This window comes from Pedobacter psychrodurus, from assembly GCF_004331735.1.
Classification (GTDB): Bacteria; Bacteroidota; Bacteroidia; order Sphingobacteriales; family Sphingobacteriaceae; genus Pedobacter; species Pedobacter psychrodurus.
In genome coordinates this window covers 15,488-37,203 of record NZ_SJSO01000006.1, presented here as the reverse complement: position 1 = coordinate 37,203, position 21,716 = coordinate 15,488, and the positions used below count along the sequence as shown (strand labels likewise).

Sequence of the window (21,716 nt, the reverse complement as noted above, 5' to 3'; positions counted from 1 at the left end):
ATTTGTTAAAATAGGTTAAAAATTGTAGCATCCATATTAAAAGCTTATTTTTGCGATTGATAGTTAAGTTTAAACGTATTATTCTATTGATATGCTACATTTAACAATAACACTTACAGACGTACAATAATAAATGAACAAATTTACTAAACTTAGCCTATTCGCACTTTTACTGGCTACTACAATCTTCAGCTCATGTAAAAAGGAATATGAGTCTATTGAAGTTGTAGATGATGCCGCTATTCAAGCGTACCTTAAAAAGAATAACCTTAGCTTCGATAAGGATACAAAAGGCTATTATTATAAAGTTACGACACCAGGTACTGGTGATGTTGTTAAAAACCAAGATTCGGTTTATTATTCTTATACGTTTAAAACTTTATCTGGACAGGTACTAAATCAAACATCTGATTTAATGATTCCAGGTACTTTTTTGGGCTATACAGATCGATTTACAATTAATAGTGTATCGTATGTATTTACGCCAATCAGAGAAGTGTTAACCAAATTAAAAAGAGGCGGCAAAGCAACTTTAATTATGCCTTCTAGCATGGCTTTTGGTAAAAACGGGGTAAGTTTTTTGAATATTGGATCAAATGAAAATATTCTTGTCGATTTGGGTATTTATCCTGAATCGAAAAGACATGAAATAGATGAATTTGAAATCAATAAACTCATTGCCAATAATAATTTAACACTGATTAAAGATCCTTCTAGAGCCCGCTATAGCATTACTACACCTGGAACGGGAACAGATGTAATTAATGTGAACTCTACAATCGTTGCTAATTACACTGTGCGTTATTTGGATGGAACAGTTTTGCAAAGTAGTACCGATGGAACATTTACTGATGTTTTGAGTAATCTATATAAAGGTTGGCAGTTAATATTACCAGGAAAAGTAACTGCTGGCGGAAAGCTTCGTTTGATTATCCCTTCTGATTTAGCGAATGGAGTATCTCCTTTAGATTTTGATATTGAAATTGTAAAGGTTACGAATTAGATAAAGCTTCTTTAAAAGTTTTTAAAACCCTTTCTCTTGCAAATGTATGCTCAACTATTGGTTGGGCATATTTTTTTGTCCCAAATTCTGGCACCCATTTTTTAATATATTCGAACTTAGGGTCGAATTTTTTGGTTTGGAGTTCAGGATTAAAAACCCTAAAATAAGGTGCGGCATCATTTCCCGATCCTGCAGCCCATTGCCAGCCTCCCACATTGCTTGCCATTTCATAATCCAATAACTTTTCGGCAAAATAGGCTTCTCCCCATCGCCAGTCTATTAGTAAATGTTTGGCTAAAAAACTACCCACAACCATTCGTACGCGGTTGTGCATCCAGCCGGTTTGGTTAAGCTGCCTCATCCCTGCATCTACAATCGGATAACCTGTATTGCCCTCGCACCAGGCTTTAAATTCAGCCTCGTTGTTGCGCCACTTAATTTTATCGTACTGTTTTTTAAACGAATCGAAAGCTGAGTAGGGGAAATGCCAAAGTATAGTCATATAAAATTCTCGCCATGCCAATTCAGAAAGCCAGACATTCGATTTCGTTTCCAATGCATCCTTAACTGCTTTCCGGATGCTCAACGTTCCAAAACGCAAATGCAGGCCGATGTGTGTGGTGCCATCAAGCGCAGGGAAATCACGCTCTTTTGCGTAATCATCGAGTTTGTTTGTATAACTGATTTTCGGAAAATCCAGCTTGCTCTTTTCAAAGCCCATTTCATTTAAACCTGGGTGGGGCAGATGTTTGCTTTGTAATAGATTTTTAAGGTATTTTTTGGTAGGATAAGCTTTTACATAAAAATCGTTCAGCTTGGCATGCCATTGTTTGTAGAAAGGTGTAAAGACGGTATAAGGTGTTTTGTCTGCTTTTAGGATTTCATTTTTTTCAAAGATAACCTGATCCTTATACGTTTTAAATACGATTTTTTCGCTGGTTAAAAATTCGGCCATGTTATCATCACGTTCACGAGCATAAGGCTCATAGTCATGATTGCTGTATACGCCCTTAACATCATATTCCTTTAAAATTTCTGGCCATATTTTTTCGGGTTTGCCGTATTTTACCAATAAATCTGATCCATATTGCTGAAGTTCTTTTTTTAAATCTTCAATGGTTTGATAAATGAAGGTTACCCGGGCATCGTTTTTTGGAAGTTTATCTAATATGTTTTGATCAAAAATAAACAATGGTAAAACCGGATAACCGCTTTTAAGGGCATGATATAAAGCGGCATTATCTGCTAAGCGTAAATCCCGGCGGAACCAAAAGACCCCCACCCCCCCTACAGGGGACTTTGCCTTTCGATCGTTTATATTGTTTTGCATAAATTAGATTAGTCTTACTGAGTTTTTTGCTCTTGAATTATATACTCGCTTCTCCTTTAGGGGCTAGGGGTACAGATCCTTCAAAGCATCATTCAAATGTGTGAATTTAAATTTGAATCCTGCATCTAGAATTTTTTGTGCTGAGGTGTTGTTGCTCATTAAAACGGCTTCAACACGCTCTCCCAATAGCAATTCCAACGCCTTTTTGGGAACCTTGATCGGCCAAACAGGACGATGCAGCTGTCTAGCAATGGCTTTGGTTAACGCTTTATTAGTGACAGGAAAAGGAGCACAAGCATTATAACAATTCTCCATTTTAAGATTTTCTAGGGCCTCAATGTACATTTCTACCATGTCATCAATATGCAGCCAGGGAGTCCATTGTTTGCCGGTGCCTAAAGCTGCTCCGGCAAATAACTTTATCGGTTTATCGAGTTGTGGTAAAGCCCCTCCATGATTACTTAAAACGATTCCGGTACGGAGTTTTACAATCCGGAGGCTTAGTTTTTTGCCTTGGTCTACAGCATCTTCCCAAAATTTACAGCATTCAGCTAAAAAACCGTAACCATTTGGGCTTTCTTCTGTTAAAATTTCATCACCACAATCGCCATAAAAACCAACTGCTGAAGCAGAAATGAAGGATTTTACCTGATGGTTGGGTAGAGATTTAATGGCTTTAAAGAGTAATTCTGTTGATTTAACGCGACTATCGATGATCTGTTTTTTGCGTTCATCGGTCCATTTTTTATCGGCTACTGGCTCTCCTGCTAAATGAATAATGGCATTTACACCATCCAAACAATCAGCATCAATAGTTCCTTCGTAAACATCCCATACAAAATTATTCGGATCGTTGTCTTTCTTTCGGGTAAGCGTATTCACCTCGTAACCCTTGCTTAGCAAGTGCTTTTTCAGCTCAGTACCCACAAGTCCTGTAGCCCCGGTAATCAGAATCTTCTCTGCCATCTTTTTAAAACAATAAAGATACAAAAGGGTTTTTAGGGCATCACTTAAAACGATATTAATTTAGTTCTAATTCTTTTGTTACCTATTTGTAAAGAATTATTTAGGGGTTTGATGAAGAGGAAAAATAAGATAAATTTGTAAACGCGTTCTTACACCCTTTTCAATAAAAGATGTCCAAAAAAATTTTAGTCTGGTTTAGAAATGATCTTCGCTTGCATGATAACGAAATGCTGGTCGAGGCGATTGCTAAATCTGATGCGATTTTGCCTGTTTACATTCTCGATCGTCGTTCTTTTGGCGAAACAAAATACGGTACATTAAAAACAGGTAATATTAGAGCGCAATTTATTTTAGAAAGTGTTTTAGGTTTACGCAATTCTTTAAAAAAAATTGGTGGTAACTTGCTTATCGCTGAAGGTAACCCCGAAGATATTATTCCTCAACTTGCTCAGGAATATGAGATTACCGAAGTTTACCATCACCGCGAAGTTGCGAGGGAGGAAACGCATGTTTCAACTTTGGTAGAAAACGCACTTTGGAAATTACGCATTAACCTTAAACATTTTATCGGTCATACCCTATATAATAAGGAAGATTTACCTTTTCCCATTAAGGATATTCCTGATGCTTTTAACCAGTTTAAAAAGAAAATTGAACGCGATTCGATTATTAAGCCATGTTTTTTAGCACCTGATCGGATTAACGTTGCCGAAGTGATTGATTGGGGTGTATTATCATCGTTAGAAGACCTTAATCTTTTGCCACAGCAAAAAGACCAGCGTTCTGATTTTGAATTTGTTGGTGGCGAGGCCGAAGGTTTGGCTCATCTCCAAAAAGTGATTGTGGCGATGCAACAGGCCGCAACAACCAAGAATTTAATTCTGGCTTCAAAATTATCGGCGTGGTTGGCCATGGGCAGTTTATCACCACGAAAAGTTTACTGGGAAATCAAAAAGATGGAAGGTGTGCCCAATACCAAAGCCATGTTCAATCATATTTTATTGGGACTGCTTTGGAGAGATTATTTCCGTTTCATGTTTAAGAAATACGGCAATACATTTTTTAGTCCGGATGGGTTTGGCAGCCAGGGGCTAATTGACATTGCGAATGAGCAGGATAATTTCAATAAATGGAAGAATGCACAAACAGGTTTTGCTGTGGTAGATGCGGTGATGACGGAGCTAAATCAAACCGGTTTTATCTCGAATATTGCCAGGCAAACTGCCGCTTTATATCTGATTAATAATTTAGAAGTAAGCTGGATTTTTGGCGCAGCATATTTTGAAGAAAAACTGATCGATTACAATCCCGCAAGTAATTGGGGTAACTGGGCTAATATAGCCGGTGTAGGTAACGATCAGAAATCAAAAAGTGTTTTCGACCTAGATAAAAATATCAAAAACCTCGATCCGAAAGGCAATTACTCCTTAACTTGGGCATCTTAATTGTAGTGATTGAATTATAGAATGATTGAGTGTTGAATGAATGGGTTTTGAATGATTGAATTTGAAATTTGATCGATAATACGCTTTGTATTTTTATCATTCTATCATTCAATAATTTTGTTATTCAATAATTCTCATTTTAATCGAGATTTTTGCCATTTATATAAGGTAAAATTCTAATTTTGTAATGCTTATAGTAAACAGTTAATAATGGATAAATTATCTTATCTTAATGGCGCAAACGCCGAATATATAGAGTCTTTATATCAGTCGTATCAACAAGATCCCGAGTCTGTTGAGTTTGGTTGGCAGAAATTTTTCGAAGGTTTCGATTTTGGAAGAGGATCAGAAGCTCCAGCAGTAACCGCAGAAACTCCTGAACAATTTTTAAAAGAGGTTAATGTTTTAAACCTGATTGATGGCTATCGTAGCCGCGGTCACTTGTTTACGCACACCAATCCGGTACGCGAAAGACGTAAACATTTGCCAACATTAGATCTTGCAAATTTTGGATTGTCGGATGCAGATTTAGAAACCGTTTTCAACTCTGGTGTAGAGATTGGTATCGGTGCCGCAAAATTGAAAGATATTGTAGCTTTTTTAAAACAAACCTACGCACACTCAATTGGTGCAGAATATAAATTTTTACGTACACCTGAAGTGTTGAACTGGATTCAACAAAAAATGGAAAGTGCGCGTAATACCCCTAATTTCTCAATCGATGAGAAAAAACGTATTCTCCGGAAATTAAACGAGGCAGTAAGTTTTGAGAATTTCTTGGGCACAAAATTCTTAGGCCAAAAACGTTTTTCATTAGAAGGCGCAGAAGCTTTAATTCCTGCTTTAGATTCAGTAATTGAAAAAGGTGCTGAACTGGGAATTGAAGAATTTGTAATTGGTATGGCACACCGCGGTCGTTTGAACGTATTGGCCAATATCATGCAAAAAACGTATAAAGATATTTTTGCTGAGTTTGAAGGTAAAAGCTACAATCCAGATACTCCATTTGGTGGCGACGTAAAATACCACTTAGGTTATTCTACAGATGTGACTACGGTTTCGGGCAAAAGCGTTCACCTAAGTTTATGCCCTAACCCATCGCACTTAGAAACGGTTGATGGTGTGGTAGAAGGCATGAGCCGCTCGAAAATTGATTTCAAATATGGTGGCGATAACAGTCGTTTAGCACCAATTTTGATTCATGGTGATGCATCAGTTGCTGGACAAGGTATTGTTTACGAAGTGATTCAGATGGCAGGTCTTGAAGGTTATAAAACCGGTGGAACAATCCATTTGGTGATTAATAACCAGATTGGTTTTACCACCAATTATAAAGATGCCCGTACCAGTACCTATTGTACTGATATTGCTAAAGTAACTTTATCTCCGGTTTTCCACGTAAATGGTGATGATCCTGAAGCTTTGGTTTATGCGATTAACCTGGCCATGGAATACCGTCAGAAATATAAAAACGATGTTTTTATTGATATCCTTTGCTACCGTCGTTTCGGTCACAATGAGTCTGATGAGCCTAAATTCACGCAGCCATTGTTGTACAAAACAATTGAAAAACACCCTAATCCAAGGGAAATTTATATTGAGCAATTAACCAAAGAAGGTAAGTTAGAGGCTGGTTTAGCGAAAGAAATGGAAAAAGATTTCCGTGGTATTTTGCAGGAACGCTTAAACGAAGCTAAAGAATTTGTTGCTGGCAGTACTGAAGTTAAATTTGGTGGTGCATGGGCGGATTTGCGTATGGCAACACCTAAAGATTTCGAAACTTCACCAGTTACTGCGGTTAAAAAATCTACTTTATTGGAAATTGGCAAGCGCATTACTGCTTTGCCATCCAATAAAAAGTTTTTCAAAAAAATCGAAAAACTATTTGCTGAACGCGGCAAAATGGTTAACGAAACCAATGTTTTCGACTGGGCAATGGGCGAGCAGCTGGCTTATGGTACTTTGTTATCAGAAGGTAAACGCGTTCGTTTAAGCGGCCAGGATGTAGAAAGAGGAACATTCTCTCACCGTCATGCGGTGTTAACCCTTGAGGATAGTGAGGAAGAATATGTACCATTGGCTAACATTTCAGATCAACAGGCACCATTTGATATTTACAATTCGCACTTATCAGAATATGGCGTTTTAGGTTTCGAGTATGGTTATGCCATGGCAAATCCAAATGCATTAACCATTTGGGAAGCACAATTTGGCGATTTCTTTAACGGCGCACAAATTGTTATCGATCAATATATTGCAAGTGCCGAAACCAAATGGCAACGCGAAAACGGTTTGGTCATGTTATTGCCTCACGGTTACGAAGGTCAAGGGCCAGAGCACTCATCAGCACGTATTGAGCGTTTTATGGAACTTTGTGCCGATTATAACATGCAGGTAACAAATTGTACCACTCCGGCAAACTTCTTCCACGTTTTACGCCGTCAGTTTAAACGCGATTTCCGTAAGCCATTGGTTGTATTTACACCTAAAAGTTTATTGCGCCACCCGGCTTGTGTTTCTAAATTAGAAGAATTTACTGAAGGTGGTTTTAAAGAAGTAATTGACGATGTAAATGTTAAAGTTGCAGATGTAACGCGTATTGTTTTCTGTAGCGGTAAAATTTACTACGAGTTATTGGAGAAACAACAGGCTGATAAATTGAAACATGTAGCCTTGGTTCGCGTAGAGCAGTTGTACCCAACTCCAGTTGATCAGATGGAAGCCATCCAGAAGAAATATAAAAATGCTAAAGAAGTTTTCTGGGTACAAGAAGAACCAGAAAATATGGGCGCATGGCCATATTTATTCCGAAGGTTGTACAAAACAGCGTTGAAAGGCATTGATGTAATCTCAAGGAGAGAGAGCAGCAGTACTGCAACAGGTTTTGCAAAACAACATGCTAACCAACAGGCTTATATTTTAGCAAAAGCTTTAGAAATTGCGGTAACGGAAGATGTAAAGGATATTGCTAAAAAAGCAACAAAAAAATTAGTTCAGATCGATTAAGAGCATGAGGCCATGCGTTTGGAGCATAGCGTTTGATAATTGATTATTGAAATTTGATCATTAGAAGATTATAAGATATATATTACATTATGAGTTTAGAGATAAAAGTTCCACCTGTTGGTGAGTCTATAACCGAAGTTGTTTTATCACGTTGGATAAAAAACGATGGCGATGTTGTTGAAATGGATGAAGTTATTGCCGAATTAGAATCGGATAAAGCAACATTCGAATTAACCGCAGAACAAGCTGGAACTTTAAAAACCATAGCAGCCGAAGGCGATACCCTAGCCATTGGTGCAGTAGTTTGTAAAATTGAAGATGGTGGTGCAGCTGCTAGTCCAAAGTCAGAAGTCGAAAGTCCTAAGTCTGATGCACAAGCTCCGACGGCGGTAGCTGAGGCCCCAAAGACTCAGGATTCAGGACTTGTGACTAAAGACTCATATGCTACAGGAACTCCTTCTCCTGCGGCTGGTAAAATTCTTGCAGAAAAAGGAATTGATGCTGGTGCGGTAAAAGGTACTGGAGTTGATGGCCGTATTACTAAAGATGATGCTGTTAAAGCTGAAGCGGGTAAAAAGCCAGAAGCACCAAAAGCAAGTGCTCCTGTTGTAGCTGCTGCTCCTGCAGGTAGCCGTGGCGAACGTCGTGAGAAAATGTCTCCACTACGTAGAACCGTTGCAAAACGTTTAGTTGCCGTTAAAAATGAAACCGCAATGTTAACTACTTTTAACGAAGTTAACATGAAGCCAATTATGGATTTACGCGGAAAATATAAAGACCAGTTTAAAGAAAAATATGGTGTTGGTTTAGGTTTCATGAGCTTTTTCACTAAAGCAGTTACCGAAGCTTTAAAAGATTTCCCAGCAGTTAACGGCCGTATTGAAGGCGAAGAATTGGTTTACAACGATTTCGCTGATATTTCGATTGCGGTTTCTGCACCAAAAGGTTTAGTGGTTCCGGTAATCCGCAATGCAGAAAGCATGACTTTAGCGCAGATCGAAAAATCGGTTTTAGAATTGGCTTTAAAAGCTCGCGATAGCAAATTAACATTAGAAGAAATGACTGGTGGAACTTTTACCATTACCAACGGTGGTGTATTTGGTTCAATGATGTCGACTCCTATTATTAATGCGCCACAATCAGCTATTTTAGGTATGCACAACATTGTTGAGCGCCCGGTAGCTGAAAAAGGTGAAGTGGTAATCCGTCCGATGATGTACGTTGCTTTATCTTACGATCACAGAATTATCGACGGACGTGAATCAGTTGGTTTCTTGGTTCGTGTGAAACAATTGTTAGAAGATCCGGCTAGATTGTTATTAGGCATCTAGGTCCTTAAATCCCGATAAATCGGGACTTTATATGTTTAGAAAGAAGTCAAGTTTTAATGGCCAATGTGCTATAAAAACTTGACTTCTTTTTTATACCCGATACATGAAATTAACGTTCAACTCAAAATTTCTTTTTATTTTTCTGGCCATCTTCGTAATTGAAGTCTTGATCGGGAAATGTCTCCATGACGCATTTATTCGTCCGTTTGGTGGCGATGTATTGGTTATTATCTTGATTTACGCATTCTTTAGGATTTTTCTTAAAACCAATAATAAGAAGTTAGCCTTAGGTATTTTAATTTTTTCTTTTATCATTGAGTTTTTGCAAAAAGTAAATTACGTTACCTGGCTGGGCCTAGAGCATAATAAGTTGATGAGTATTGTTTTAGGAACTTCCTTTAGTTATTACGATTTACTGGCATACTTTGTAGGTTATTTGATTTGTTTGTTATTTAAGGATTGACTTAACGTGTCAGTTAGGATTTGCGGGACCTATTGTTCTTTAGATTTGCAATCTATTTTAACAGTTATATTAATGAATCCATTTACCAAGGATTAAAAATCCTTAGCTCAAAAAACGGGATTGCAAATCCCGACTAACGATTTCTTTTTATACTACGCCAAAGTGCTCATTTTATTTTGTTAATGCTTTAATTGGTTTTAAATCCAATTGTTTAAATTCTACTTCACTACCTTCTGCTTGTAATGCAATCTGGCCGCTAGCTACAGTACAGTTTGAGCCATAATTGACCAAAGTATCGTTTACCCAAACTTTAACTTCGTTATTCAAACATTGGATAACCATGGTATTCCATTCGCCAAGAGGTTTTTCACTGCCATCTGTTAAATTTTTAATCCGACGGAGTTTATTCCCATTTACTCCCCAGTTTTCCTTAGGTCCACGTCTGCTAACCATATCTGGAACTGTAATATCTTCTTCTATACACCAAAAATCGCCTGCATCTTTATGTTGCATCTGAACTTCCAGCGATTTCGGAAACATACCGTACAATGCCCTTGGGGTTGAGGCATGCACCAAAACGCCACAGTTACCAGGTTTGCCGGCAAAGCGATATTGTACCGTTAACTGGTAATTTTTATAAATTTTATCGGTTATTAAATGCCCGCCTGGCGTTCCTAAACTTACGAGCATCCCATTGCGGATAATAAATGGATTAATGGTATCTGGCTTTTTGTCCATTGCGGGTACATCTACATGCCAACCGTTTAGGTTTTTTCCGTTAAAAAGGCTTTTTTGTGCAAATGATGAGTTGCTAATAACAAATAGTAGTAAAAAGGCGTAGTAGAATTTCATGATATATTTGGTTTTTGTATTCCAAATATAATATTATTCAGTAATTATAAAAGTACGGCAGTCATTCGTGCGGAGGCCAATCGTATGGGTACATCTTTTGCAATAGCTTTAACAATGATCGTCATTGCCAGCTTGACTGGCAATCCTAATGAAATAGAAAGATTAAAGAGCCATGTATGAAGCTTTAAGATTCCCAATCAAGTTGGGAATGACGATACCCCTCATGACCTTGGTCTCGCTAATATCCTAATTTCAGCAATGCCTCATAAGCATCTCCCTCGATCCCCAATAATCTTGCGAAAGCTGGTTCAGTTTTATAACCTTGATTTTTTAAATCAATGATTTCTTGTCTAAATTTCTCGCCTTTTTCTAAAAGTAATTTGTATTCAATAAGCATGTGCCGATAAGCATTTTGTTGTATGGTTGGAATATTTTGTCCGAATATTTCTATCTCAAATCCGCCCATCAAAAAGGTGGCTTTGGTTGCATTGAATTTAGGACTTTCAGAAATAGCGAAATCTTTTTCATGTTCAAATAATTTATTTAATTGACCGATAAATTCATCTTTATGCAGTACTTCACAAATGATATCCAAATCACTGTTTTCGATATCGACATTGATTGGAATGGTTCCAACCAGAATTGGATAATAGGGAGAAAGCTTTTCTAAAATTCCATTATCAATTAGCACCTGATAAGCCCTCTGTTGCCTTTCATTACCTAACTGTAGATAAGATATATTAAGGAAGTTGATCATTTGTTATTGGCAGTGGTTTTCAATCTTTGTTTCTTGCAGTACCCAAAGTTACTAAACCCGATAGTATGAATGCCAATGCTTTTTAATTCTGTCTCAGTTTTTTTGATAAAACCGCGTTAGCGCACAAGCTGCATTGGCAGAAAGGATAGCGGGAACAGGCTTTGATATTTGCTGCTGTACCTGCTTTCCAAAAATCTTATTACCGTCGTCATTGAGGGGAGGAACGATGAAGCAATCTTTCATACTTGCGAGTCTTGCAATAAAAATTGCTTCCCCGAAAATCGGGGCAGGCTTTCGGCTGAAAAAGCCTTCTCGCAATGACGAATTCATTATTTTATTGGTCGGTGTGACACCAACCAATAGGATTTATAGATAAAAAAGCCCACCTCAGTTAAGAAATGGGCTTTTTGTATTTTCGTCACCCTGATCCGATAGCTATCGGATTTATTTCAGGGTCTTCCTAGATAGATGCTGAAATAAGTTCAGCAAGACGAGTTACTTTATTAATCTTCTACAATCTCGCTGTTGATGCTCACATCATCCTTTACATCTTCTTTAAAGTAGTTTTTCTGGAAGATTAGGATCAGTATCACGCCAACTGAAATGGCAGCATCTGCGAGGTTAAAAACAGGTCTGAAGAAAACAAACTCTTCGCCTCCCCAAATTGGAATCCAGGTAGGGAAGTGACCTTCTGCAATTGGAAAGTAAAACATATCTACCACACGACCGTGAAACCAGCTTTCGTAACCATAAATCTTTCCGTAAAATACAGAATCGATAATGTTTCCTAATGCGCCAGAAAAAATCAGCGCAACATTTAAGATTAAACCGCGATGATATTTATGTTTAATTAGATAATGTAAGCCATAACCAATTCCTGCAACAGCGGCAATACGGAAAAGTGATAGGGCTAATTTGCCAAATTCACCACCAAATTCCATTCCAAAAGCCATCCCATTATTTTCGGTAAAATGTATAATACACCATTTCCCAATAATATGGAACTCCTGACCAAGGTACATGTGCGTTTTAACCCAGGTTTTAACCAGCTGGTCGGCCATTAAAACCAAAAATATTATAATTAAAGGTTTTGTATAGCCTTTCATTAACTCTGCTTTAATTTAGCTTCCATGCTTAAAGTTGCATGAGGTACAGCACGTAAACGTTCTTTTGGAATTAACTTACCTGTTTCGCGGCAAATACCATAAGTTTTGTTCTCGATACGCACCAATGCGTTCTCCAGATTATCAATAAATTTTTTCTGACGGGCAGCCAATTGATTGATCTGCTCTTTTTCCATTGTTGCAGAACCATCTTCCAGTGTTTTATAAGCACCTGAAGTATCTTCTGTTCCGTTTGCGTTCGGGTTACTTAAAGAAGTTGTTAATGAATTAAGTTCTTCTTTAGAACTGCGTAATTTATCTTGAATTAATTCTTTAAATTCTTGTAATTCACTGTCTGAGTAGCGTGTTTTGTTGCTGTTTTCCATGTTCTTTATCTAATTTTCTAATATATGGATTTATATTTTAGTTACTGAAATGCTTAATTCAACATCATCGATAACGATTTTGTTTGCATTATTTACAGTATCTGTTAATTCAAATTCATCGGCCAATATTTCCGCGCAAATGTAATCCTTGTTTTTGGCAACTGCGCTGGCTACCAAGTTATCATTTTGTAACGAAACTTTAATCCTATCGGTTACTTCAAAGTTTAATTCTTTTCGTAAATTTTGGATACGGTTAACCAGCTCGCGCGAAATACCTTCTTGTTTCAACTCTTCAGAGATGGTAACATCCAAAGCAACCGTTAAGCTACCCAGATTGGTAACCTGCCATCCCGGAATATCTTCAGCAAAAACCTCCACGTCATCATTTAAATTGATGGTAAATTCTTCTCCGCTGCTTCCAACTACGATAATGAAACCATCATTTTCTAAACGTTGAATATCATCTTGATTGGAATTTTCTAAAGCCTGTTTAACCAGACCCATATCTTTACCCACTTTTTTACCTAAAGATTTAAAATTAGGTTTAAGCTTTTTCTTAACAATGCCATGCGTATCGGTAATGAATTCGATATTTTTAACATTCGTTTCTGAAAGGATATAATCAGCTACTTTCGATATTTTTTGTTCGAAATCGCCGCTTAACGATGGGATTAAGATTTTCTCTAGAGGCTGGCGAACATTAATACTCGATTTTTTACGCAGTGATAAAACCATTGATGAAATATCCTGAGCGTAAACCATACGCTCATTCAAATCGGTATCGATCAAACTTTGATCAGCCTCTTTCCATAAAGTTAAGTGGACAGACTGCTCTGCATGTGCATCGGTAACCGTTAAGTTTCTGTATAACCAATCAGCAAAGAAAGGTGCAACCGGGCTCATCAACTGTGCTAATGTTTCTAAACAGGTATAAAGTGTTTCGTAAGCTGCACGTTTATCATCGGTCATTTCGCCTTTCCAGAAACGGCGGCGACTTAACCTGATGTACCAATTACTCAAATGTTCATCAACAAAAGACTGAATAGCACGGGTTGCTTTCGTTGGCTCGTATGTATTATAACTTTCATCCACTTCGTTGATTAAGGTTTGCAACAACGATAAAATCCAACGGTCTAACTCTGTTCTATCTTCAACTTTGCTTAGATTATTTTTATCGATTTCGAACTTATCGATGTTAGCATATAAAGCAAAGAAAGCGTAGGTGTTGTATAGGGTTCCGAAGAATTTACGACGAACTTCAGCAATTCCATCAATGTCAAATTTTAGGTTATCCCAAGGATTTGCATTAGAAATCATATACCAACGTGTAGCATCGGCACCATATTCATTAATGGTTTGGAATGGATCAGCAGCATTGCCCAAACGTTTAGACATTTTTTGTCCATTTTTGTCTAATACCAGTCCATTCGAAACTACATTCTTGTACGCTACTTTATCAAAAACTAATGTAGAGATCGCATGCAGGGTATAAAACCAGCCACGGGTTTGGTCTACACCTTCGGCAATAAAATCTGCAGGGAAATCTTCATTTCCATCAATGGTTTCTTTGTTTTCAAAAGGGTAGTGCCACTGCGCATAAGGCATAGCACCAGAGTCGAACCAAACATCAATTAAATCACTTTCGCGGCTCATTGGTTTACCTGATGGAGATACTAAAATAATCTTATCGACAACATTTTTATGTAAGTCGATCAAATCATAGTTCTCTTCAGACATGTTCCCGATTTCGAATCCTTTAAAAGGATTTTCTTTTTGGAAACCAGCTGCTATAGATTTTTCAATGGCATTATAAAGTTCCTCAACAGAACCAATTAACACTTCTTCTTTTTTATCTTCCGTTCTCCAGATTGGCAAAGGAATTCCCCAGTATCTCGAACGTGATAAATTCCAATCGTTGGCGTTTTTTAGCCAGTTTCCAAACCGACCCTCGCCAGTCGATTTTGGTTTCCAGTTAATGGTTTCATTAAGGTCGAACATTCTGTCTTTAACATCTGTAACTTTAATAAACCATGAATCTAAGGGATAATATAAAAGTGGCTCATCCGTTCTCCAACTGTGTGGGTAACTGTGAACATATTTTTCTACTTTAAAAGCTTTATTTTCTTCTTTTAATAAAATAGCGATTTCTACATCAACCGATTTTTCAGGTGCTTCGCCGACATTGTAATATTCGTTCTTTACATATTTGCCTCCAAAAGGGCCAACATGTTTGGTAAATTTACCCTGTAAATCCACTAATGGAACGGGCGTATCATTCTCGTCTAATACCAACATTGGCGGTACTTCCGGAATGGCTTCTTTAGCTACTTTAGCATCATCTGCACCAAAAGTAGGGGCAGTGTGAACAATGCCAGTACCATCTTCAGTAGTTACGAAATCTCCTGAAATTACTCTAAATGCATTTTCAGGATTTTGGTACGGCAATGCGTAAGTTAAAAGTTGTTCATATCTAATGCCAACCAACTCACTTCCTTTGCATTCGGCAAGTATTTGATAAGGGATTTTTTTGTCGCCAGCTTTAAAATTTGTAAAATCTTCTGCTTCGTTACTTTCGAAGAAAATTTTACTAAACTGCTTTCCAACCAGGTTTTTTGCCAAAATTACATTTGTTGGCAAGAATGTATATTGGTTAAAAGTTTTGACTAAAACATAGTCGATTTTTGGTCCAACCGTTAAAGCAGTATTTGATGGTAAAGTCCATGGAGTAGTTGTCCATGCCATCAAATAAATATCGCCAAATGCTTGTAAAAATGGCGGTAATGTGCCAGCTATAGCCTTAAATTGAGCAACAATTGTGGTGTCGGTAACATCTCTGTAAGCTCCAGGCTGATTTACCTCATGCGAACTCAATCCTGTACCAGCTTTTGGAGAATAGGGTTGAATAGTATAACCTTTATAGATTAATCCTTTATCGTAAATCTGCTTCAAAAGCCACCATACCGATTCCATGTATTTCGACTTATAGGTAATGTATGGATCATCCATATCTACCCAATAGCCCATTTTTTCAGTCAGGTCGTTCCACACATCAGTGTAGCGCATCACTGTTTTTTTACAGGCTTCATTATAGTCTTCAATAGAAATAGTTTTACCAATATCCTCTTTAGTAATCCCTAATTCCTTTTCAGTTCCAAGCTCAACAGGTAGACCATGCGTATCCCAACCAGCTTTTCTTTTAACCTGATAACCTTTAATTGTTTTGTAGCGGCAAAAAATATCCTTAATTGCACGCGCCATTACGTGGTGGATTCCCGGCATGCCATTGGCAGACGGTGGCCCTTCGTAAAAAGTAAACGGATTAGATTTAGGACGGGAAGAAATACTTTTTTCAAAGATATTTTCCTTTTTCCAAAAATCCAGTATTTCTTGCCCTATTTTGGCAAGTTCCAATTGTTTAAATTCGCTATACATCAATCAAGTACCTCAAAAAATTAAGGTTGCAAAGTTAACAGAATTGACTGAATTTTGGTAGTTTTGATGTAAATACTTTTAACGTGAAATTATTTAATATCGGGCTTACACTGATGATTGTTGCCGTAATTGCCTTGCCAATTGTTGCGGTTATAAATCCGTCAGACCGGGATTTTGTACTTTATGCTTTTTATTTCTGCGGCTTGCTCGAACTAATTGGGCTTATTTTTGTTTTAATCCATATTGTAACACTAAAAAGAAAGAATTCATGATCAAGCTCTTAAAATTGCAAAAAGCTGTTTTTATCCTCATTGCTGGCGTACTTTCTTTTATCGCCTACAAAATTTTGGATGCATACGAGGTAAAAGGAAGTATCTATTTTCAAATGCTGGCTGGAGTGCTAGTCATTATTGGCGCGTTATGGTTGTTATATCCAATTTTATTTGCCAAAAAAGATAATGATGGTAATGCCGAAATCATTACCGATCCAACGGTTGAGGTTCCTGTAGATGAAGAGGAGAAAAAGCCTGCGACTGAATAACCTCACGCTGTTAACGTTTTTACTTTATCCTCTGCCTGTTCAGGAGGCTGTCTCAAAATAAATGAGGCAGCTTTTTTGTATTTAAATAAATCCTATGTGTTATTTCTTTGTTGCTGGCTAGAAATGTTTATTTATCCAGCATTTTGTTAAAAAGAGCAAAAGCAAGCCTTTTTAGGCTGCTTTTTTTCTAACATTTTGTGCAATTGCCAATAATCCCCATTCTATTGCCACTTTTTCTTTCCCTCGGAGCATGAAGCGGCGGAACCCATGGTTCTGTTTAATATTCCCGAACACTGGTTCAACATCATGACACCTTTGCTTTCGTTTTTCAACTCCCTTTTCACTGTTGAGTAGCTGATATGCTTTTGCTTTATGTCGCCTCAGATTTTCGTTAACCTCTATAATCCTATTTCCCTGAGATTTGTGGCAGACCCCATTGAGTGGGCAGTTAGCGCAATTCTTTGCCTGGTACCGTTTGCTGGTCTGCTCAAACCCGGTATTTGCTTTTCGTTTGCTATCGCCGATATAATCCATTTTTTGACCCATTGGACATATATAGCAGTCCTGCTCCTGATTGTAGAATAGTCTGTCCTGGGCAAATGGTTTCTTCTTGTTGTGAGTTTCACTTTGCTCCTTATTGAACATGCCATATTTTACGTAAGCTTCAATCTCGCGAGCTTCCATGATCTCATAATTTTCCTCACTTCCATATCCTGCATCTGCGGTAATGAGTTTAAGGGTTTTGCCAAAACTGGCCTGATGTTGCTCGATATGTTCTTTTAAAGTAGTGGTATCAGTGGGGTTCGGGTGTATGGTGTAGTTTACGATGAACTGGTTTGAGGTTGATATCTGTACATTGTAACCTGGCTTGAGCTGACCATTTTGCATGTGGTCTTCCTTCATGCGCATGAAAGTCGCATCGGTATCGGTTTTACTAAAGCTGTTCCGTTCCCCCAGAATTGCTTCTTTACGCTCATATTCTGCTATCTTTTCTGGATATTCCCTGGTTACATACCTCAGCTTCGCTTTGACTTTTTTGTCCAGATCCGTTTTTTCTGCCAACACTGCATTGAGCGTATCCACAGTCTGCTGTACCTTTTCGGTATCGATATCGGTAAAATTCGGCGGTTCAGGCAAGCCATCTTCTACTTTGGCAACACTTTGGGCATATTGCCAGATTTCACTCAAGGCTTTCTTCATCTTTTCCTTATTGGTCTGGATGGCTTTTTTCCACACAAAGGTATACTTGTTCGCATTGGCCTCTATCTTGGTACCATCAGTATAAACTTCTTCAATGCTCAACAGGCCTTCTGCAGCCAAAAGTTTTACCACTTCCTCAAATACACTGCGAAGTGCATCCTTAAGCCGCACGCCACGAAAACGGTTGATGGTATTGTGATCAGGATAACTCATCCCACTGAGCCACATGAAGTTGATGTTCTCTCTGCAGGCTACCTCCAGCTTTCTGCTACTGTAGACATTGCTAACATACCCATATACCAAAACCTTTAACAGCATTTGTGGATGGTAGCTTGAAGTGCCCTTAATCTTGTAAGCATCCAACAGCCCCTGGATATTGATTCGGTTAATGACATCGTTCACGATGCGGACAGGATGGCCTTTTGCCACAAGTTCATCCAGAGTGGGCGGAATAGCCATGATCTGGTCCTGATAGTAGGGCTTGAAAACTGGTTTCTGGACTGGCATAAATTTCAATTATTTATACTTAAATATCTGAAATTCAGATAAATAAACCAAATTTGAAAAGGTGAAAATTAATTTTTTTTCCACAAAAAAGAGACTGCCTTTTTGAGACAGCCTCAACAATAGTGACTGCTTTTAACATTAATACTTAGGTAGGGTTTTGAAAAGCAATACCAGTATTTCATTTTAATGTTCGTCCTGCTGTACGCTTGTCCCGATGAAAAATCGGGATCGCTACCATCAGGTTTAGGTAACTTGGCCCTGAGTAAGAAATAAATAGTGCTTGCCTACCGCAGTCAATCCTACGTTTTACGTCCTGCTGAACTTGTTTCAGCATCTATTTTGCTGTATGGTACTTCGACTCCACTGCCATTATAAAATCCAATAGAAAGATCGTCATCTCGACCGAAGCAACGCGTAGTGGAGAGATCTTTGAACTATGTTATTGAAATCAAATTTAAAGATTTCCCCACTGCGGTCGAAATGATGATACTTCTTAATCGACTCCCCTCTTTTAAATTCTCCAGTCATTCATATTGATTTTATGCAATAAATTATCCCTCAGGATGGCAACTGTTGATTGTACTTTTGAAAATTTTCAAAAAAAATAAACACCTACGTAGGGGTAAATTTCCTGTGAGTTGTATTAGCTCTAAATAACAAATAGAGATAAATATGATTCCTGCATTAATTATTTGGCTCTGCAAGAAATACCTTGCTCCAAAAACTTACAAAAAATTTTCATCCAAAAGTCCGATCAATCCAAAAGGTGTTGCTTCGGTGCTCTTTCTCATCTGTTCATTTTCATCGGCTTTTGCACAACAAAGTAAATTTAACATCAAGCGTAATGGCGAGGTAATCGGTCAGATGCATTTTCAGCAAAAAGATGAAGGCGATAATATTTATCTAAAAATAACTTCGAAGGTACAAACCCGTTTTGTTTTCAAAATCGATGTAGAAACGGAGGATATAGCGCATTTTAAAAATGGGAAGCTGCTCACTTCAAATGTAAATAGAGTGGTAAATGGCAATGCCAAAGAAGCTAAGAAAACAAGCTGGATCAATAATGTCTATCAAGTTAAAATTGGCAATAAAACCAGTACGATAAACCAGCCGATCAGTTATAACATGATGCTCTTATATACCAAAGAGCCTGTTAATATCCCCGAAATATATTCCGATAACTTTCAGTGTTTTATACCAATTCAAAAAAGTGGCGCACATCAGTACAGGATCAATCTTCCCGATGGAAATTATAACGATTACCATTTCGAAAACGGAATATGTAAGCTGGTGGTTGTAAATCACTCATTGTACACCATTAGAATGGAGAGGGTTTAATATGGAAACGGTAGCAAATAAATACCTGAGGGTTTTAGTTACGGGTGCATCAGGCTTTATCGGCCGGAAATTAAGTTTTGCATTGGCAGAGATGGGTTACGATGTAGTGGCACTTTGCAGAAATGTAGATCATCCTTTTCTTATTCAGCACCGAAATATCCAGGTAGTAAAAGGCGATGTTTTGGATCCTGAAAGTTTGGAAAATGCAATGAAAGAATGTTATCAGGTTTACCATACCGCGGCAATGGCCAAAATGTGGTGCCGGAATGAGCAGGATTTTTACGATGTAAATGTAATCGGGACCAGAAATGTGCTCAGCTGCGCATTAAAACTAGGCGTAGAAAAGGTAGTACATACTTCGACCTGTGGGGTTTGGGGGCCAACATTAAATTTGCCGGTTTCGGAGAACGACCCGAGGGCCGTTGGTTTTTCGATTAGTTATGAACGTACAAAATATCTGGCTGAATTAGAAGTTAAGGAATTTGTTAAAAAAGGATTGGAAGTGGTGATTGTAAATCCATCAAGGGTATATGGCGATGGGCCAATAACTGATAGTAATACGGTAAGTAAAATGGTTACGGGTTATATAAAAGGTACCTGGCATTTTATTCCCGGAGATGGGCAAGCAATAGCCAACTATGCCTTTGTAGATGATGTGGTGGATGGGCATATTGCAGCCATGCAAAGCGGTAGGAATGGCGAACGGTATATTTTGGGTGGGGTTGATGTGTCATTTAATGGATTTTTCGGTACACTAAGGCAAATCACAGGTAAAAAAAGAAGGCTGTATAAAATCCCGGTAGGCATTATTAAAACTTACAGTTTACTAGAATCTTTAAAATCGAAGCTTTTTAACCTTAGCCCATTTTTTCTGCCTGAGTTTGCCGACAGGTTAAAATGCAACCAGCAATATTCGAGCAATAAAGCCATTACCGAATTGAATTACCGTATAACGCCTTTTGCAGTTGGATTATTGAAGACCGTGAACCACTTTGAATATAATTAAAATAATATATCAGCCACAGATGAGAAGGATGCACACAGATAAGGTTATTAAAGCCAGGCCACTAAATCTGTGTTTATCTGTGTAAATCTGTGGTTAAAATACGGCTATTAAATATCTGAAATAATGAAACAATTAACAGTATTAATTACAGGTGCAAGTGAAGGTTTGGGCAAATCTTTCGCCATCGAATCGGCCAAACGTGGGTTAGATTTGGTGTTGGTTTCCTTGCCAAATAGCGGCCTGGAGCATTTAGCCAATTATTTGCGTGTAAACTTTAATACTAAGGTATTCTGTATCGAAATAGATTTAACTAAAAGTACTGCCGCAAACGAAATTTTCGAAAAACTAAGGACGAATAAGATCGAGGTTAATGTTTTGATCAACAATGCTGGTTTAGGGAACTGGAGTTGGTTTGAAGATAAAAATGTTGATTTTTACAGAACACAGATCGACCTTAACATTACCAATACGGTTTTGCTTACGCGACTATTTTTAAACCACATTGATAAAAGTACGGCAAGCTATATTTTAAATGTGGGTAGTTTGGGTGGACATTTTATTGTTCCAAAAAAACAGGTTTATGGGGCAACCAAATCTTTTATCGGTTATTTTACCCGTTGTTTGCAACTCGAATTGAGCGGTACAAATGTGCATATTAGTTTGCTCAGTCCTGGCGGCATTAATACGAAACCCGAGCTGTTGGTGATGAATAATGAGTTAAAAGGCTTCGCCAAGGCTACTATCTTAGAGGCAGATTATGTTGCCAAAACAGCCTTGGATGGTATGCTGAAAGGAAAGAAAGAAATTATACCAGGTTTTGCTAACCGTTTTTTGGTGGTGTTGGATAAAATTATACCTGGCTTTTTAAAAGAAATTATAATTAGGCGTAAATTGAAATCGATTTTAGCAACATAAAATATAACCACAGATAGCGTTTTTGTCTAAAAGCCGTAGGCTTAAGCAAAGCATTGGTCAGTCTGAGCGTAGTTGAAGACTTTTCCGTTGAGTTATTAAATTGACTAACCCGCATCCGTGTTTATCTGTGTCGAT

19 protein-coding genes are annotated in these 21,716 nt (G+C 37.9%); 10 read left to right on the top strand and 9 right to left on the bottom strand.

All coding sequences use genetic code 11. The annotated features are described in order from the left end of the window. Positions 1-133 precede the first annotated feature (133 nt). Positions 134-1,003 carry an FKBP-type peptidyl-prolyl cis-trans isomerase gene (locus EZ456_RS08665; RefSeq protein WP_131529258.1) on the top strand — a complete coding sequence of 290 codons (870 nt, stop codon included), beginning with the start codon at positions 134-136 and terminating at the stop codon, positions 1,001-1,003. Here the strand turns inward: EZ456_RS08665 and EZ456_RS08660 are convergent. Beyond that, positions 993-2,333: a cryptochrome/photolyase family protein gene (locus tag EZ456_RS08660; RefSeq protein ID WP_131529256.1), complete on the bottom strand. Its 1,341-nt coding sequence runs from the start codon at positions 2,331-2,333 to the stop codon at positions 993-995. The two genes, EZ456_RS08665 and EZ456_RS08660, sit on opposite strands and share 11 nt — an antisense overlap. Positions 2,334-2,396: 63 nt before the next feature. Continuing rightward, entirely contained in the window at positions 2,397-3,299 is a 903-nt protein-coding gene (locus EZ456_RS08655) for a TIGR01777 family oxidoreductase (RefSeq protein ID WP_131529254.1), read from the bottom strand. A gap of 170 nt (positions 3,300-3,469) precedes the next feature. On the opposite strand from EZ456_RS08655, the gene EZ456_RS08650 reads away from it, so the two are divergent. The 4 genes from EZ456_RS08650 (at position 3,470) to EZ456_RS08635 (ending at position 9,544) form a co-directional block, all read left to right on the top strand. Further along, on the top strand, positions 3,470-4,744 hold the full coding sequence (locus EZ456_RS08650) for a DASH family cryptochrome (RefSeq protein ID WP_131529252.1): 1,275 nt from the start codon (positions 3,470-3,472) through the stop codon (positions 4,742-4,744). Positions 4,745-4,954: 210 nt separating this feature from the next. Next, positions 4,955-7,750: a 2-oxoglutarate dehydrogenase E1 component gene (locus EZ456_RS08645; protein WP_131529250.1), complete on the top strand. Its 2,796-nt coding sequence runs from the start codon at positions 4,955-4,957 to the stop codon at positions 7,748-7,750. 89 nt (positions 7,751-7,839) lie between these two features. Then, positions 7,840-9,081 (top strand): 2-oxoglutarate dehydrogenase complex dihydrolipoyllysine-residue succinyltransferase, encoded by a 1,242-nt coding sequence (gene odhB / locus EZ456_RS08640; protein WP_131529248.1) that lies wholly within the window; start codon positions 7,840-7,842, stop codon positions 9,079-9,081. 103 nt (positions 9,082-9,184) lie between these two features. Continuing rightward, a complete protein-coding gene (locus EZ456_RS08635; protein WP_131529245.1) occupies positions 9,185-9,544 on the top strand; it encodes a ribosomal maturation YjgA family protein in 360 nt (119 codons plus the stop codon). 171 nt (positions 9,545-9,715) lie between these two features. Here EZ456_RS08635 and EZ456_RS08630 read toward each other — a convergent pair whose 3' ends face one another. From EZ456_RS08630 to ileS, 6 genes are all read right to left on the bottom strand, one after another. Further along, a complete protein-coding gene (locus EZ456_RS08630) occupies positions 9,716-10,396 on the bottom strand; it encodes a 3-keto-disaccharide hydrolase (RefSeq protein ID WP_131529244.1) in 681 nt (226 codons plus the stop codon). 238 nt (positions 10,397-10,634) lie between these two features. Beyond that, positions 10,635-11,087, bottom strand: a complete 453-nt coding sequence (locus EZ456_RS08625) for a DUF4269 domain-containing protein (protein ID WP_225876501.1) — start codon at positions 11,085-11,087, stop codon at positions 10,635-10,637. A gap of 159 nt (positions 11,088-11,246) precedes the next feature. Beyond that, positions 11,247-11,483 carry a hypothetical protein gene (locus EZ456_RS25305; protein ID WP_131529240.1) on the bottom strand — a complete coding sequence of 79 codons (237 nt, stop codon included), beginning with the start codon at positions 11,481-11,483 and terminating at the stop codon, positions 11,247-11,249. A 173-nt stretch (positions 11,484-11,656) separates the two neighbouring features. Continuing rightward, a complete protein-coding gene (locus tag EZ456_RS08615; protein ID WP_131529238.1) occupies positions 11,657-12,259 on the bottom strand; it encodes a lipoprotein signal peptidase in 603 nt (200 codons plus the stop codon). Next, entirely contained in the window at positions 12,259-12,642 is a 384-nt protein-coding gene (locus EZ456_RS08610; protein ID WP_109930839.1) for a TraR/DksA family transcriptional regulator, read from the bottom strand. The genes EZ456_RS08615 and EZ456_RS08610 overlap by 1 nt, the downstream gene beginning before the upstream one ends. Positions 12,643-12,672: 30 nt before the next feature. Then, positions 12,673-16,074, bottom strand: coding sequence for an isoleucine--tRNA ligase (ileS, locus tag EZ456_RS08605; protein WP_131529236.1), 3,402 nt, complete (start codon positions 16,072-16,074; stop codon positions 12,673-12,675). Positions 16,075-16,157: 83 nt separating this feature from the next. Here ileS and EZ456_RS08600 point away from each other — a divergent pair, with 83 nt between their 5' ends. Next, on the top strand, positions 16,158-16,346 hold the full coding sequence (locus EZ456_RS08600; protein WP_131529234.1) for a hypothetical protein: 189 nt from the start codon (positions 16,158-16,160) through the stop codon (positions 16,344-16,346). Next, on the top strand, positions 16,343-16,615 hold the full coding sequence (locus EZ456_RS08595) for an isoleucyl-tRNA synthetase (RefSeq protein ID WP_131529232.1): 273 nt from the start codon (positions 16,343-16,345) through the stop codon (positions 16,613-16,615). The genes EZ456_RS08600 and EZ456_RS08595 overlap by 4 nt, the downstream gene beginning before the upstream one ends. Positions 16,616-16,786: 171 nt before the next feature. Here EZ456_RS08595 and EZ456_RS08590 read toward each other — a convergent pair whose 3' ends face one another. After that, positions 16,787-18,322: an IS1182 family transposase gene (locus tag EZ456_RS08590; RefSeq protein ID WP_131529230.1), complete on the bottom strand. Its 1,536-nt coding sequence runs from the start codon at positions 18,320-18,322 to the stop codon at positions 16,787-16,789. 672 nt (positions 18,323-18,994) lie between these two features. Between EZ456_RS08590 and EZ456_RS08585 the strand changes: the two genes are divergently transcribed. From EZ456_RS08585 to EZ456_RS08575, 3 genes are all read left to right on the top strand, one after another. Beyond that, positions 18,995-19,660: a DUF6134 family protein gene (locus EZ456_RS08585; protein ID WP_131529228.1), complete on the top strand. Its 666-nt coding sequence runs from the start codon at positions 18,995-18,997 to the stop codon at positions 19,658-19,660. Between the two features lies 1 nt (position 19,661). Next, the gene (locus tag EZ456_RS08580) at positions 19,662-20,666 is read left to right on the top strand and encodes an SDR family NAD(P)-dependent oxidoreductase (protein WP_131529226.1); all 1,005 of its coding nucleotides are present in this window, start codon (positions 19,662-19,664) and stop codon (positions 20,664-20,666) included. 123 nt (positions 20,667-20,789) lie between these two features. Continuing rightward, the gene (locus tag EZ456_RS08575; RefSeq protein ID WP_131529224.1) at positions 20,790-21,581 is read left to right on the top strand and encodes an SDR family NAD(P)-dependent oxidoreductase; all 792 of its coding nucleotides are present in this window, start codon (positions 20,790-20,792) and stop codon (positions 21,579-21,581) included. Positions 21,582-21,716: the final 135 nt, after the last annotated feature.